A 14,345-nucleotide genomic window follows, 5' to 3' on the forward strand; every position below is an offset into this window, starting at 1 on the left:
CGCAGAGGCGGTTGCGCCAACGCCGGCACAGAGCGTTCATCTTAGAAAAGCCGCGCGGAAATGAGCTTGCGAAAAAAATAACGTTGCCCTACTTTGCGCAGCGTAGTGGGCAACTTTGCTTAACGAAATTGCACGGGAGTCTTTATGACGACAACGAAATTGCGCGCCTCTTCGTCACGTCGCGCATCCACCACGCGCCGCCGCACCACCGCCGCCACTGCCGTGCCACGCGGTGCAGACGCCGCGGCGCCCGCGGTCGAACTCGATCGCATCGACCGCGCCATCCTGCGCGTGTTGCAGCGCGATGCGTCCATCTCCAACGTGAGCCTCGCGGCCACCGTGAACCTCAGCGCGCCGGCCTGTCTGCGCCGCGTGGAGCGGCTCAAGGCGGCGGGGCTCATTCGCGGCGTCGTGGCGCTGCTGGACCCGAAAGCGCTGGGCGCGGGCATGCTGGTGGTGATCGGCGTGGTGCTGGACCGTTCCACGCCCGAGTCGTTCGCGGACTTCGAGAAGGCCGCCCAAAAAGTGGCCGGCTGCATGGAGTGCCACGTGGTCACCGGCGAATTCGACTATTTCATGCTGGTGCGCACGAAAGACAGCGACAGCTTCAACCGCCTCCACGCCGAACAGCTGCTTTACCTGCCCGGCGTGCGCCAGATACGCACGTTCATGGTGTTGAAGGAAATTCTTTCCACCACCGCGTTCCCCATCCAGGGCCTGAAATAGGTTGTCTATTGCCCATTGTTCACTGGATCGGCACGCGGTATGCGGCTCTATGCTTGATTCATGCAGTCTGCTGGAATACCGGCGCAGCGCCAGGTGTTAACGAGGCATGGCAAACGCGCAAGCAACCTTGTCGCGCGGCCACGTCAGCCACGCAAGGCAAACTGAGCAGACCCTATAAGCCAATTACAGGCGTGTGCACGACACGTAGACGCCCAAGGGAGCCGGTTCATGGACATTCTCGAACTCGCACGAAAGGCCGGCATGCAAGTGCTGCTCGATGCGCAGATCGGACAACAGAGCTACCACAGCGTGTGTGGCTCGCTCACGGCGCTGCAGCGTTTCGCCGATGCGGTGTGCGCAGCTAAGACGGAACAAGCGACGGACCAGGCATCGGTGCAGAGCAACGGCGCCGTTGCAACGTCCAAAGCCTCTGCAGCAACAACGGACAGCACGGACGCCGCGCCGCCGCATCCAATGCGCTGAATCGCGCAAGGGCCGCGCAGTCACGCACGGCCCGTCGGTCCTTCGACTTTCACGCGGGCCGATAAACCACGATCGTGAAAGGCTTGTCTTCCTGCGCTTCGAAGCGCCTGATCTGTTCGATCTGATGCGCGTTCACCACGCTCCCCCTCGTCATCAGCAGTACGCCGCGGCCGGTGCGCAGGTCGTCGGCAAGCCGCATGCCCTCGCGTAACTGTCCGCTCTGAATCTGCTCCAGCGGGTCGCCGCCCGCCTGCTTCGCCCGTTCCTCCAGCACCGAGAAGAAACGCTCCACGACGAGCGGGTCGTAACGCAGCCCCGACTGTGAGCGGATCATCGCCGCGGCCTTTTGCGGCGTGACGTGGTCTTTCACGAGGCCGCCGCTGCACAGGCCCTCGAAGTCGCGCGCCAACGCCAGAATGCGCGCACCCATCACGATGTCTTCGCCAATCAGGCCATCCGGCACGCCGCGACCGTTGTACCGCTCGTACTGCTGCCGGATGATCTGCGCGACGTGAGCGAGCTGCGTCACGGGCGTGAGCACCATCTGCGCCCGCAGCGGGTGCTGATAGAAGAGTTGCAGTTCTTCCGGCGAAAGGCGGTCCAGCGACTTGCGCAGCAGTTCGTCGGGCAGCGCGAGTTTGCCGATGCCGTGCAGCAGGCCGGCGTAGAACACGTCCTGTGCCTGTAAGCCGCTCATGCCCAGCGCGAGCGCGATCTGCCTCGCGAGATCGGCCACGCGCGTGGACTGTCCCGCCACGGCGCCGCAGCGCAGCTCGATCATGTTCGCGCACACCTGCACCATGGTCGCGAAGTTGTTCTTCAGGTCGTGCTGCGCGTCTTCGAGAAAGAGCACCGTCTGCCGAATTTCCTCGGTTCGCGCGTGAACCTGTACTTCCAGTTCCGTATTGAATTCGCGCAGCGCCTCGTTCTGCTGCCGCGTGAGTTCCGTGAGCCGTGCGGCCTCGCGCTGCAACGCGCGCTGCTCGACGGCGTTACGCAGCGTCAGCAACAGCTCCTGGTCGTCCCAGGGCTTGTTGAGATAGTGATACACGCCGCCTTCGTTGATGGCATGCACTGCGGAGTCCAGTTCGGAATATCCCGTGAGCAGGATGCGCACGGTCTCGGGATACAGCGCCTTCACGGCAGCGAGAAACTCGGCGCCGTTCATGTTGGGCATGCGCATGTCGGATACCACGACGTCCACTTCCACGGACGCAAGCAGTTCCAGCGCCGCGGCGGCGCTCTCGGCGGTGAACACGCGGTAGCCCGTGGGCCGCAACAGCCGGCGCAGCGCGGAGAGCACGCCGGGCTCGTCGTCCACGAGCAGCACGCACGGCGTGTTGTCGTCGACGAGAACCGCCTCTACGCGGGCGGCATCCGTGCCTGCGCCCGCTTCTTCAGTGGCTGCAGGCTGCTCGGCCACCAAAGGCCCCGCCAGGGAAGATGCCGAAACGTCGTGCACGTTGTCTTCATACGCCGTCATGAGCGCCCCCATCGTGGTCTTGTTCTCCGGTTCTCTTCACAGCGCTGCAAGAAACTGTTCGAGCGCGGACTTCATCTTCTGGATGGCCGCATCGGGCAACAGCATCACGAGCTTCGCCACAAAGCCGCCGCGTTCCAGCGTGAAATGCACTTCGAGCAGGAGCGCCACGTCCCAGCGGCCCAGGTGCTGTTCGCCGAGCGCGCGCACGAGTCCATCGGGCAGCACGAACGTGGGCCGCGAAAACGACAGCCTCCGGCCCAGTTGCTCGAACACGCTGCACACGCACGCGCCCACCAGCAGGCTCGCAATGTCGGCCAGCACTTCGCTTTCTATATCGCTCGACACGTCCTCGTAGCCCATCAGCTCCTTGAGTTCGCGGCGGCCGTCGCGCCCGAACAGCACGATGGCCTCGCCCGAAATGTCGGACTGAAACGACTGACGCACGGGCGGCGGCACGTCTTTCGCCTGTTCCGCGGCAATCAGTTCGTTGCGCAACTGGTCTGCGCTCACCAGCTTGATGTCGGGGACCGACAGCGTGACGAACGCCCCCAGCAGCTCCGCGAGCGCGGCACCGGCCTTGCCCATGCCGATGTTGGAAATTTCCTGGAGCGCGTCGCGGTGCTCTTCGTTGAGAAACAGTTCATTCATAGAGCCCGTACCCCCTCAAAATCGGCACGATGCGATCGGTCGAAACCGGCTTCGGCACGAAACCGATCGCACCCAGCGCCTTCACGCGCTCCACCGCGCCGGACTGAATGTCGGCGGATACCACGATGACGAACGTGTCCATGCCTTCGTGGCGAATGCTTTCGAGCACCGTGAAGCCATCCATGACGGGCATGGTCAAGTCCAGAAAAATCACGGCGCCCTTGCCGGCGCGGTACAGGTCCAGCGCTTCGGCGCCGTTGGACGCCTGCGCGATTTCCACGTCCCAGTCGTCGGGCAAGGACTTGATCAACAACTTGCGAGCGAGCATCGAATCGTCCGCAACGATTACGGGTAAAGCCATACCACCTCCTCATCAGCCTGTTGCCGGCAACGCGGCGTCCGCCGCGCCGTCCACCGGCAGCGCAACGCGGAACGTGGTGCCCACGCCGCGCTCGCTTGTTACCGTGATCCGTCCGTGATGCGCGTTCACGATGCCGTAGCTCACCGAGAGCCCGAGCCCCGTGCCCGTGCCAACGGGCTTGGTCGTGAAGAACGGATCGAAAATGCGCTTCAGGTTCTCCGGTGCGATTCCGCAGCCGGCGTCCTCAATTTCGAACCACACAAAAGGCACGCCGCGCCCCTCGTTCGCTTCGTAGCCGGTGCGAATGGTGATCGTGCCGCGCCGGCCTTCTCGGTGTGCGCCATCGCCATGCAGCCCCGCGTACGATTGCGCAGCGTTCACCACCAGATTCAGCACCACCTGATTGATCTGCGACGGAATGCAATGCACCTGCGGCAGCTCGCCGTACTCGCGCACGAGCTCGGCCAGATACTTGACCTCGTTGTGCACGATGTTCAGCGTGGATTCGATGCAGCGGTGAATGTCTACCCATTCCCACTGATGCGCACTGTCCACGCGCGAAAAATCGCGCAGATCCACCACGATGTCGCGCACGCGCGCGAGCCCGTCCTTCGATTCCGCCACCAGCGCCGGCGCGTCGTCGCGCACGTAGCCCAGGTCCGCCTGCTTTTCGAGCGCAGCCACGGCGGACTTCAAACCGGCGTCGCCGCTGCGTGCCACCGCCGCGCCCACGTCTTCCACGTAACGCGTCAACGTGGCGAGGTAGCCCGAGAGCGTATTCAGGTTCGAGAGCACGAACCCCACGGGGTTGTTGATCTCGTGCGCGATGCCTGCGGCAAGCTGACCGATGGCCGCGAGCTTCTCGGACTGCAGCAACTGCTGATGCGCCTGCGCCAGCTCGTCGTTCAGCGCCGAAAGCTGCTCGTTGCGTTGCGTCAGTTCCGCGAGCATGTTCGTCGCCATCTTTTCGCGCTCCTGCAACTCGCCATACGCCATGCAGATGTCCGTTGCATCCACGATGGTCACGCCCACGGCGATTACGGCTCCGCTTCCGTCGTCGATGGGAACGAAGCTGCAGTTCTGGCGCATGGCGTCGATCGTTCCCGTAATGGGACGCGAATGCTCGAAGCGAAACAGATACGGCCGGTGCTCCCACGACGAAAACATCGACACGCCCAGCGCGAACACGCTTTCCACCTTCTTCGTGAGCCAGCGGCGCGGCAGGTCGGGGAATAGCGCAAAGAGGTCCTGCCCCAGCACGTCGTCGCAAAGCCGTCCGCTGTGGTACTCCATGAAGCGGTTCCACGAAAGCACGCGCATGTCGTGATCCACCGAGAACACGCCGCAGTTGACGAGTTCGACAATGGCTTCCGACAACTGCGTTCTGGTGACGTCCGGCATGGCGAGAACAGCGCGTTGGCAAACAGGCTGCCTGCTCTAACGGAAGGCTGAGGCGGAACCTGCGCACGCACGATAACGTGATCGACATCTGCGTTAACGGCCGCCGTTCCGTATACAGAATGCGGGGAATCCCTGTGATGCGATGGTGGAGGGGAGCGCAGTGAGTAGATCGAAATGAAATGCGGCCCTTTTTGGGCCGCCTCCATGCGTTGTGCACTGCAGGCAGACAGCGCAGGCTACTTGCCGAGTTCGTGTCCGATGATGCCGCCTGCCACCGCGCCGCCTACCGTACCTACGGTGCTGCCGTGCGTCGCCTCGTGGCCCACGTAGCCGCCGGCGGCCGCGCCGCCCAGCGTGCATCCCGAAAGCGGCGCAGCCAGCAACGCCGCGGCCCAGACGCTGACGAAAAGAAGTCGTTTCATGGTCTTGTCCCTGAATTGAAACGGATGTCTCTTATTCAGCAAACGACGTGCCGTTCTATCGTTTTTGATGGTTCGCGACATGGGCGTGAAGCTTGCTCACAGGGTGGCGCCCATTGCGTTCACGCCATGAAGCCAAGGAGAACAACGTATGCGCAAACGTTTCACATCGGTTCATGGTGATTCGACGCTCGCAATGCACGTCGTCATGCGTGCGTTCGGCGTGGTGCTGGCCGCACTGCTCGCCGCATGCAGCACATTGGGCCACGACAGTGGCGCTGTCTCCGCTGGCACGCCCGATCGAGGCGTAGCCACGGCGCCCGTGCGCTATGCGTTGCCGCCAATGGGCTGGAACTCGTGGAACGCGTTTTCGTGCCGCGTCGACGAAAAGACGATCCGCGCGGTGGCCGACGCGATGGCGTCCAACGGCATGGCCGCGGCGGGGTACCGCTACGTCACCGTGGACGACTGCTGGGTAGGCGGCCGCGATCCGAAGACCGGCAAGCTCTATGCGGATGCGCACGCGTTCCCAGGCGGCATTGCCGCCCTCGCGCGCTACGTCCATAGCAAGGGCCTGAAATTCGGGCTGTACACGTCGGGCAACGTGAGCACGTGCGCGGGCATGACCACCGACCGGCATCCCCCAGGCTGGCCGCAAGGCGCGAAGGCGGGAAGCCTCGGGCACGAACGCGTCGATGCCCAGACCTTCGCGGATTGGGGTGTGGACTACATCAAGCTCGACCTCTGCGGCGGCCAGCTCAGCACGTTCGCCGCCATGCGCGCGGGCATCGCCGCAACGGGGCGGCCCATGTATCTGAGCATCAATCCCTACAGCTACAATCGCACGCTGCGCACGCGGTTCGCCGACGACGGCGCGTTCTACGCGCCCGCCTACGCGGACACGTCGCGCATTTCGCAGGACATCACGGAACGGTTTGCGTCGGTGGAGTCGATTGTCGATATCGCCGCTGCCGACGTGGCGTGGGCCGTGCCAGGCTATTTCAACGATCTCGACATGCTCGAAGTGGGCCACACGCTGAGCGCCGATCAGGACGCGGCGCACTTCATCATGTGGGCCATCATGTCGAGCCCGCTGAACGCGGGCAACGACGTACGCACGCAAAGCGACGCCACGCGCGCGTTGCTCACGAACCCCGGTGTCATCGCCGTGAATCAGGACGCGCTCGCGCTGCCTGCTGTGCTCGATCAAGCCGACAGCACCGGCGCCGTGCAGGTCTGGACGAAACCGCTCGTGCAAAGCGGCACACGTGCGGTGGCGCTCTTCAACCGCGGCGCGGCGCCCGTACAGGCGGCCGTGCGATTCGCGGGTATCGGTCTGAATGAGCCGCAAAGGGCGTGGGATCTGCTGACACGCACGCCGCTGACGATCACAAACGGCGGCGTAAGCGTCACGGTACCGGCCACGGGCGCGCGACTCATCCAGCTCGATGGACGCGATCCCGTTGCCGTGACGGGGCCGCTCGCCGCGCAGCCGTGGATCTGGATGGCCACGCGCGCGGGCGCGGCGGCGAATGCGCCGGCTAGCGAGGTTGGCGTGAAGGTATGGCCGCCTGCCACGGCGCGGCGCCATCTTCCCGCGGGCGCGCGGCCCGCCGCTGCGATTGAGGCGGGCGGCGTGGCGTATCGCGACGGCATCGCCGTCAGCGTCCCCACCCAGATCGTCTACCGGCTCGGCCGGCGGTGCCGCTCGTTTCAGAGCGACATCGGACTCGACAGCCATGCGCCCGCCACGAGCCGCGCAACGCTCCAGGTCTGGGCCGACAACGTGCTGCTCTACGACAGCGGTCCGCTTACCGCTGCCACGCCGCCGAAGACGGTGCGCGTCGACATCTCCGGGCGCGATACGTTGCGGCTCGTGGTCACGTCGCGCTCGGGCGGACAGGCCGGCGATCGGGCAGCGTGGGCGGATCCCTCTATGGTGTGTGCGAACGGCTCGGTGGGCGGGCCGTAGCGAAACGCGTCTCGTCGCGTCTTGCGTCTACGTCTTGCGTCTACGTCTTGCGTCTGCGTCTTGCGTCTGCGTCTTGCGTCTGCGTCTTGCGTCTTGCGTCTGCGTCTTGCGTCTGCGTCTTGCGTCTGCGTCTTGCGTCTGCGTCTGCGTCTTGCGTCTACGTCTTGCGTCCGGCCATCCGCCACGAGGCAAGTTCCATTACGCCACCCAACCAGCCACACCGATAGAAACCCTCGCGCGCGGATACAATTCCGGCTTGGTTTGCCGGCTGTCCCTTCCATCACCATTCGAACCCATCCATGCGTCCTGCTTCCCGGGAGTTTCTGCTCGGCCCGCTGCTCAAAGGTGTCTCGCGTTCCTTCTACCTCACGCTGCGCGTGTTGCCGGCAGGCATGCGCGATCCCGTCGGGCTCGCGTATCTGCTGGCGCGAGCCGCCGACACGATTGCCGACACCTCGCTGATTCCGCCCGAGCAACGGCTTGCGCTGCTGCTCGCGCTGCGCGCCCACGTGAACGGCACGAGCGACGGTGCGCAAGAGAGCGAAGCCGCGTTCACGCAACGACTCGCCACTGAAGTGGGCGCGCAGCAAACCCAGTCCGACGAAAAGACGCTGCTCGAATCCGTGGCCCCCGCGCTTGCCGTGCTCAGGCAACTGGACGAAACGGACCGCGCCGCCGTGCGCGACATCGTCACGACGCTCACGCAAGGCATGGAATTCGATCTGCGCACGTTCCCGGACGAACGCTCCGGGCAGATCGCCGCGCTCGGCGAGCCGAACGCACTGGACCACTACACGTACCTTGTCGCCGGTTGCGTGGGCGAGTTCTGGACGCGCATGACGTACGCGCATCTGCCCGGCGTGCTCAAGGGCGAGCGCACGGCCACGCTGCAACGTGGCGTGCGCTTCGGCAAGGCGCTGCAGATGACCAACGTGCTGCGCGATTGCGGCAAAGACCTGCGCATTGGCCGCTGTTATCTGCCGGCGTCGATGCTGGCGCGCCATGGCCTGACGCCGCACGACCTGTTGCTGCCCGATGCCTCGCGGCGCGCGCGGCCGCTCATGCTCGAACTGGTCCGCGCAACGCTAGACCTGTACCGCGACGCCGTCGAATACACACTCGCCATTCCCGCGTTTCAGCTGCGGCTGCGCCTTGCCTGCCTGTGGCCCATTCTCATCGGTCTCGAAACGCTGCTGCTGCTCGTGAGCAACGACGCGTGGCTCGATCCGGCGAAGGTCTCGAAAATTCCGCGCAGCCAGGTGTATGGCATCGTGACGCGCTCCACGCTCGTGGCGCCCTCGAACACGATGCTGCGCACGTGGACGGGCCGGCTCATCCGCAGCATCGAGGCTCGGTCATTGCCTGCCAGGTAATCGAAGCAGATGATCGAAGCAGGTAATCGAATCGCGGCGGCGCGCTCGCCATGATCGAAAACTGCGCGCCGATGCATGGCCCGCGCTCGCGTCACTGGCGTCACACGCGCCTCGCGCTCTGCAAGGTATAGTGCGCGAGCTACGTTGCCAGCTATCAGGTGCCAGGAGCCAGGAGCCCCTCATGTCCGCTTCCGAATACGCCGTCTACGATGCCGCCCAACCCTACTTCGATCTGGTTCGACGCGCGCTTGGCGACCTGGTCGACGGCCAGCATTTCTTCGACATCGTCGCGCACGACATCGTCTATGAGGTGCTTTACGACTTTCCCGGCTGGCCTCGCATCATTGAAGGACGCACCGATTTGATGACGCGGTTCAGGGCCTACAGCGACAACGTCGCGCTTCATTGCGCCGACAAACTCGTCGTACACAAGACCCATGACAACCGCGTGGTCGTGCTCGAATACGAAGTGCACGGCACGATTCTCGCGACCGGCGTCGCATACGACAACCGGTTCTGCTCGATCGCCACGATCGAAAACCGCAAGATCGCGCACTGGCGCGATTACATGGACTCCCTCGCGGCATGGAACGCGTTCACGACGCGTGCCCGCGAAACACCGGGCGCTTAGACTGGCCCAGCCAGCCTTGCCCGAGCGGGCCTGAGGCCGTCCCCCAAAAAATTTTCGGCCCGATGTCACACTGGCCATCGTCCATCTCGTCATGTCAGGGAACCCCCACGAAAGGAGATGGAACCATGACTGCCAGACTCGACCCGTTCGCCGCCGCCCCCGCGCTGATGAAGTCCTGGATGAGCACCTCGCTCGCCGCAGCCGGCAGCCTTGAGCCCGGCCTCGTCGCACTTGTCGAGGTGCGCGCCTCGCAGATCAACGGCTGCGCGAACTGCCTTAACATGCACACGGCCGATGCCCGCGAGCGAGGCGAGACCGAACAACGCCTCTACCTGCTGTCGGCCTGGCGCGAGGCGCCCTGCTACGACGACCGCGAACGCGCAGCGCTCGGCTGGACCGAGGCGCTCACGCGGCTCTCCGAAGGTCCGGCGCTCGAACACGCGCGCGCGGCGCTCAACGAACACTTTAGCGAGGAGGAACAGGTGAAGCTCACGGTCATGATCAACGTGATCAACGGCTGGAACCGCCTCGCAGTCGGCTTCGGCCTGTGGGTCGATCCGGCGGCGGCGAAGGCCCGTGCGCGAGCGGTGGCGGGATGACAGGCCACGACGCGACCGACCCCGCAGCAGACTTCGACCCGCTGCGGCACACGCTGATCCGCGTGGCGTACCGCATGCTGGGTTCGGTTGCAGACGCCGAGGACATCGTGCAGGACGCGTTCATCCGCTGGATGCACGTGGACCGCAGCGAGGTACGCGTGCCCGAAGCATTCCTGCGCCGCATGGTGACGCGCATGTGCCTCGATCAGTTGAAGTCTGCGCGGCACCAGCGCGAAACGTACATCGGCCCGTGGCTGCCCGAGCCCGTTGTGGAAGACGACGAGCAGGAGGACGTCACGTTGCCGCTGATGCTCGCGCTGGAGCGCCTCTCGCCGCTCGAACGCGCGGCGTTCCTGCTGCACGATGTATTCGGTCTCGATTTCGACGAGGTGGCGGGCACGATTCAGCGCGAGCCCGCCGCGTGCCGCCAGCTCGCGGCCCGGGCTCGCGCGCACGTGCGCGAAGCGCGGCCGCGCTTTCGCGTGGAAAAAGCGCGCGGGCTCGAAATTGCCGAAGCTTTTTTCGCCGCATCGCGCAGTGGCGACATGAGCGCCCTGGGCGCCATGCTCGCCGCGGACGTGAGCATCCACGCGGACGGCGGCGGCAAGCGGCCCGCGGCGGGCAAACCCGTGCTCGGCTTCGACAAGGTGATGAAGGTGCACATGCATCTGGCCGACCTGTTCCGAAAGCACGGCTCGACGCTCGTGCGCACGGGCTTCATCAACGGGCTGCCCGGTTTCGTCACGCTGGAAGCCGACGGCGAATTGCAGACCACGGCACTCGAAATCGAAGACTGCAAGGTGGTGGCCATTTACGTGGTGCGCAATCCGGACAAGCTGCGGCATTTGCATTAGGACCATCAAGCTTCTGCCCGGGACGAAACCTCGCTCGTCCCGTTCTCACTGCGCTGCGATATCATCGGACGCGCTCGCGTCGAGCCTCCTCGTCGTTCGTCAACGCCAGCGTAGACCCCGGGCGCGCCCTGCTGATCGGCGCCGGCCTCTCCAGAGTTGCATCTTCGAGTCATGTCACTGCATGCCGGGCAACGACTGCGCTTGTCCGGCCGGGAGCCGAAATTGAACTTGAGCGCATTCTATTCAGCCTTCTTTCCCACCCTCTGGGCCGCCTGGCTCGCGACCTGGTTCGCGCTGGCGCGCAACGTCAAGGCGAACGTCCGACGCCAGGCCGCGCTGCCGCGTTTGGCGAACGTGGCGCTGCTGTTCATCGCGGCCGCACTGTTGACCGCACGGCACGTGGGGGTGCCGGCGCTCATGGCGCGCTTCCTGCCGGCGTCGCAGTGGCAGGCGTGGTGGATAGTGGGCGCGGTGCTGACCGTGGCCGGGTTGCTGTTCACCGTGTGGGCGCGGGTCTACCTGGGACGCAACTGGAGCGGCGTGGTCACCGTCAAGGCCGATCACGAACTCATCACGGGCGGCCCGTACCGGCTGGTTCGCCATCCCATCTATACCGGCCTCGCGCTGGCGTTTGCCGGCACCGGACTCGCCATCGGCCAATGGCGCGCGGTGCTGGCCTTCGCCCTGGTCCTGATCGCGATCGTGCATCGCATCATCGTGGAAGAGCGCTTCATGCGCGAGCAGTTCGGCACCGCGTATGACGAGTACGCGCGGCGGGTGAAGGCGCTGGTGCCGGGGGTGGTTTGAGGCGTGGGGGTGGCGGCAGTTCATGCCGCCCTGCCTCAAGGCATCCCCCCAACGAAGGCGAAATCGTGCTGCCGCGATCCGGAGATAGATGCGGGAGCGCCGCAACACACATACCCACCACCAGATAAGGCAGGCACACAGGATGCTCGCGTCCATGCGACGCAACGTCATATCGCTCTGCCCACCATGCCGCCATCTGATCGTCTTTGCCGGGTCTGCCTGCTGATGACATGCATCGCGCTCGTGAGCGGCGCCCGCAGCGGCGAACTGCCACAACAGCGGCAACAGCAGCAATCGTGGCAGCTGCGCACAGTACTTTCGTTCGCGCGCTCGGCGTCGCTCGTGCTCGGTGCGTCGCTACACGGCGACGTACCTGACTTCTACGTGCACAACGCATTGCGCACGCTGTCACGCAACATCGCCACAACGGCCGACAACATCCAGACGTCGTTTCATCACGGTGATCCGCAAGCGGTCCAAGTGAGCGCGCGGGCCACGCAAATCATCCGCTCGCTGGCCGAGGCCGATGCCGCCGTCACAGCACACGACCGTAGCGGCATCGCGCGTGCAAAAGCGACGCTCGACGACGCCAGCGCGCGACCCGCCACGGCACGCGGCCTCTAGCCGGTCTCTCGACCTTCCGGTACAGCGATGAAGAAATTGCTCCAGATATCGCTCGGCGTGGTGACGAGTGTGGGCGGATTCCTCGAGATGGGATCCATGTCCACGTCTGCACAAGCAGGCGCAGGCTTCGGGTATCGGCTGGGTTGGGCGCTCGTGCTGGGCACGCTCTGCATCGCGTTTCTCGCCGAAATGGCGGGCCGCTTCGCCGCGGTCAGCGGTCATACGATCGCCGACGGCATGCGCGACCGTTTTGGTTTCAAGCTGTTCTTGTGGCCGCTCACGGCAACGCTGCTCGTCAATCTGCTGGTGCTGGTGGCCGAGATCGGGGGCGTCTGCATCGCGCTGGAACTCGCCACGTCCATTAGTTACCGATGGTGGGCGCTGCCGGTCGCCGCGCTCGCCTGGCTGCTGTTGTGGAAAGGCACATTCGGCCTGATCGAGAAAGGGGTCTCGCTGCTCGGACTCGTGACGTGCTGTTTCATTGTCGCGGCGTTGTTTGCACGACCCGACTGGCACGCCGTCGCCGCGGGTTTAGTGCCCCGCCAACCACCACACGATCCAGCCAATTACTGGTTCATCGCCGTCAGCATGCTGGGCGCTTCCATCACGCCCTCGCTGTTCCTCTTCTATTCGTCGGGCGCGATCGAGGACAAATGGGACCGCCGTATGCTCGGTGCCAACCGCGCCATCTCGGCGCTCGGCATGGGCTTTGGCGGCACGATCGCGCTTGCGGTACTGATCGTGGCAGGCACCGTGCTGATGCCTCAAGGCGTGCAGCAAGTGGAGGACTACAACCAGTTGCCGCTTCTGCTGGTGCCCACGCTAGGCACAGCCGGCTTCGTGCTGCTGGTGCTGTCGCTTGCCATCGCGTCGTTCGGCGCAACGCTCGAGATCGCGTTGCAGCAGGCCTACATGCTCGCGCAAGCGTTCGGCTGGCGATGGAGCGAAGATGCAAAACCGCGCGACAACGCTGGATTCAGCCTGACCTATACGGTGTCGCTGCTGCTCGCTGCGCTGCCCATTGTGTGCGGTGCCGATCCGCTGAAGGTCACCATCGTCTCGATGGCACTCACCGCCGTAAGCCTGCCGTTCAGCGTGTTTCCGTTTCTGGTGCTAATGAACGACACAAGCTATGTGGGTAAGCACGCCAACGGTATCGTCGCGAATCTTTCCGTCGTCCTGATCGTTTCGCTTTCGTTCGTGCTGGCCGTGGTGACGCTGCCCCTCGAAATTCTCGGAGGGTCGTGATGGAACTGGTGCGCGATCTGCTCGACAAGCAACTGATCGATCGCAACGGCGTCAACACGGGCCGCGTGGACGGCATCGTCGTGGAACTGCGCGAAAACGGGCCGCCGCGGCTCGTTGCGCTCGAAGCCGGGCCGGCCGTGCTCGCGTATCGCGTCGGTCCACGTATGGGGCGCTGGGTGACGTGGCTCGTGAACCGGTTCCGCCGCGCTCGCGACGCAGGCCGTTGCCGCATTCCGTGGTCGCAGATTACGTCGGTAGACCTTGACGTCGCGATCGACATCGACGTGAACGAGACGCCACTGCTCGCATGGCAGCGCTGGGTTGCCCGGCGTCTCGTGCGTTTGCCGGGGAAAGGCGAATGACGCTCGTGAACATCGAACTCATGGTGGGACGCACGGTTCGTACGCAGGATGGCAAGCGTGTGGGCCGGATCGAAGCCATCTGCGCGCACCGGGAAAACAATGGCGATGCCTGGGTGGTCGACGAATTCCACGTTGGGCCTCATGCGCTGATCGAACGCCTCTCGCTTTCCGTGATTGCAGCGCTGCTGCCAGCGGCGCTGCGTCCCAAGCGCAGCCCGCGGCCGTATCGTATAGCGTGGCAACAGATGGACCTCTCCGATCCGTGGTATCCGCGTTTGATTCGCGGTGCCGAGGTGCGTCTCTGAGCCGGCAGCAACGCCTCAAATAGTCACGCTCTCTGCCGACGGCCGCACA

17 protein-coding genes are annotated in these 14,345 nt (G+C 64.7%); 12 read left to right on the plus strand and 5 right to left on the minus strand.

The features are described 5' to 3' along the window. The first annotated feature begins 144 nt into the window (after window positions 1–144). Window positions 145–726 (plus strand): Lrp/AsnC family transcriptional regulator, encoded by a 582-nt coding sequence (locus tag P2869_RS30245; protein ID WP_277598916.1) that lies wholly within the window; start codon window positions 145–147, stop codon window positions 724–726. Window positions 727–954: 228 nt separating this feature from the next. Continuing rightward, window positions 955–1,209 (plus strand): hypothetical protein, encoded by a 255-nt coding sequence (locus P2869_RS30250; RefSeq protein WP_277599936.1) that lies wholly within the window; start codon window positions 955–957, stop codon window positions 1,207–1,209. Between the two features lie 49 nt (window positions 1,210–1,258). Here P2869_RS30250 and P2869_RS30255 read toward each other — a convergent pair whose 3' ends face one another. The 5 genes from P2869_RS30255 to P2869_RS30275 form a co-directional block, all read right to left on the minus strand. After that, window positions 1,259–2,692, minus strand: a complete 1,434-nt coding sequence (locus P2869_RS30255) for an HD domain-containing phosphohydrolase (protein ID WP_277598917.1) — start codon at window positions 2,690–2,692, stop codon at window positions 1,259–1,261. Between the two features lie 36 nt (window positions 2,693–2,728). Beyond that, a complete protein-coding gene (locus P2869_RS30260) occupies window positions 2,729–3,340 on the minus strand; it encodes a chemotaxis protein CheC (protein ID WP_042300765.1) in 612 nt (203 codons plus the stop codon). Further along, window positions 3,333–3,701 carry a response regulator gene (locus P2869_RS30265; RefSeq protein ID WP_017774017.1) on the minus strand — a complete coding sequence of 123 codons (369 nt, stop codon included), beginning with the start codon at window positions 3,699–3,701 and terminating at the stop codon, window positions 3,333–3,335. Before P2869_RS30265 ends, P2869_RS30260 begins: the two co-directional genes overlap by 8 nt. A 12-nt stretch (window positions 3,702–3,713) precedes the next feature. Next, complete coding sequence (locus tag P2869_RS30270; RefSeq protein ID WP_277598918.1) at window positions 3,714–5,102, minus strand: ATP-binding protein; 1,389 nt, start codon at window positions 5,100–5,102, stop codon at window positions 3,714–3,716. A 236-nt stretch (window positions 5,103–5,338) separates the two neighbouring features. Beyond that, window positions 5,339–5,524: a glycine zipper 2TM domain-containing protein gene (locus P2869_RS30275; RefSeq protein ID WP_026121287.1), complete on the minus strand. Its 186-nt coding sequence runs from the start codon at window positions 5,522–5,524 to the stop codon at window positions 5,339–5,341. Between the two features lie 148 nt (window positions 5,525–5,672). Between P2869_RS30275 and P2869_RS30280 the strand changes: the two genes are divergently transcribed. From P2869_RS30280 to P2869_RS30325, 10 genes are all read left to right on the plus strand, one after another. After that, complete coding sequence (locus P2869_RS30280) at window positions 5,673–7,493, plus strand: NPCBM/NEW2 domain-containing protein (RefSeq protein WP_277598919.1); 1,821 nt, start codon at window positions 5,673–5,675, stop codon at window positions 7,491–7,493. A gap of 299 nt (window positions 7,494–7,792) precedes the next feature. Beyond that, window positions 7,793–8,866, plus strand: a complete 1,074-nt coding sequence (locus tag P2869_RS30285) for a phytoene/squalene synthase family protein (protein WP_277598920.1) — start codon at window positions 7,793–7,795, stop codon at window positions 8,864–8,866. Window positions 8,867–9,047: 181 nt separating this feature from the next. After that, the gene (locus P2869_RS30290; protein WP_017774022.1) at window positions 9,048–9,497 is read left to right on the plus strand and encodes a nuclear transport factor 2 family protein; all 450 of its coding nucleotides are present in this window, start codon (window positions 9,048–9,050) and stop codon (window positions 9,495–9,497) included. A 125-nt stretch (window positions 9,498–9,622) separates the two neighbouring features. Beyond that, a complete protein-coding gene (locus tag P2869_RS30295; RefSeq protein ID WP_277598921.1) occupies window positions 9,623–10,096 on the plus strand; it encodes a carboxymuconolactone decarboxylase family protein in 474 nt (157 codons plus the stop codon). Next, window positions 10,093–10,950 (plus strand): sigma-70 family RNA polymerase sigma factor, encoded by an 858-nt coding sequence (locus P2869_RS30300; protein WP_277598922.1) that lies wholly within the window; start codon window positions 10,093–10,095, stop codon window positions 10,948–10,950. The genes P2869_RS30295 and P2869_RS30300 overlap by 4 nt, the downstream gene beginning before the upstream one ends. A 171-nt stretch (window positions 10,951–11,121) precedes the next feature. Then, window positions 11,122–11,757 carry an isoprenylcysteine carboxylmethyltransferase family protein gene (locus P2869_RS30305; protein ID WP_277598923.1) on the plus strand — a complete coding sequence of 212 codons (636 nt, stop codon included), beginning with the start codon at window positions 11,122–11,124 and terminating at the stop codon, window positions 11,755–11,757. A gap of 243 nt (window positions 11,758–12,000) precedes the next feature. After that, window positions 12,001–12,381 carry a hypothetical protein gene (locus P2869_RS30310; protein ID WP_277598924.1) on the plus strand — a complete coding sequence of 127 codons (381 nt, stop codon included), beginning with the start codon at window positions 12,001–12,003 and terminating at the stop codon, window positions 12,379–12,381. 27 nt (window positions 12,382–12,408) lie between these two features. After that, complete coding sequence (locus P2869_RS30315; RefSeq protein ID WP_277598925.1) at window positions 12,409–13,629, plus strand: divalent metal cation transporter; 1,221 nt, start codon at window positions 12,409–12,411, stop codon at window positions 13,627–13,629. After that, on the plus strand, window positions 13,629–13,991 hold the full coding sequence (locus tag P2869_RS30320; protein ID WP_277598926.1) for a hypothetical protein: 363 nt from the start codon (window positions 13,629–13,631) through the stop codon (window positions 13,989–13,991). The genes P2869_RS30315 and P2869_RS30320 overlap by 1 nt, the downstream gene beginning before the upstream one ends. Continuing rightward, window positions 13,988–14,296 (plus strand): hypothetical protein, encoded by a 309-nt coding sequence (locus P2869_RS30325; RefSeq protein WP_277598927.1) that lies wholly within the window; start codon window positions 13,988–13,990, stop codon window positions 14,294–14,296. Before P2869_RS30320 ends, P2869_RS30325 begins: the two co-directional genes overlap by 4 nt. Window positions 14,297–14,345 lie beyond the last annotated feature (49 nt).

It is taken from the genome of Paraburkholderia sp. SUR17 (assembly GCF_029536165.1).
Lineage (GTDB): Bacteria > Pseudomonadota > Gammaproteobacteria > Burkholderiales > Burkholderiaceae > Paraburkholderia > Paraburkholderia kururiensis.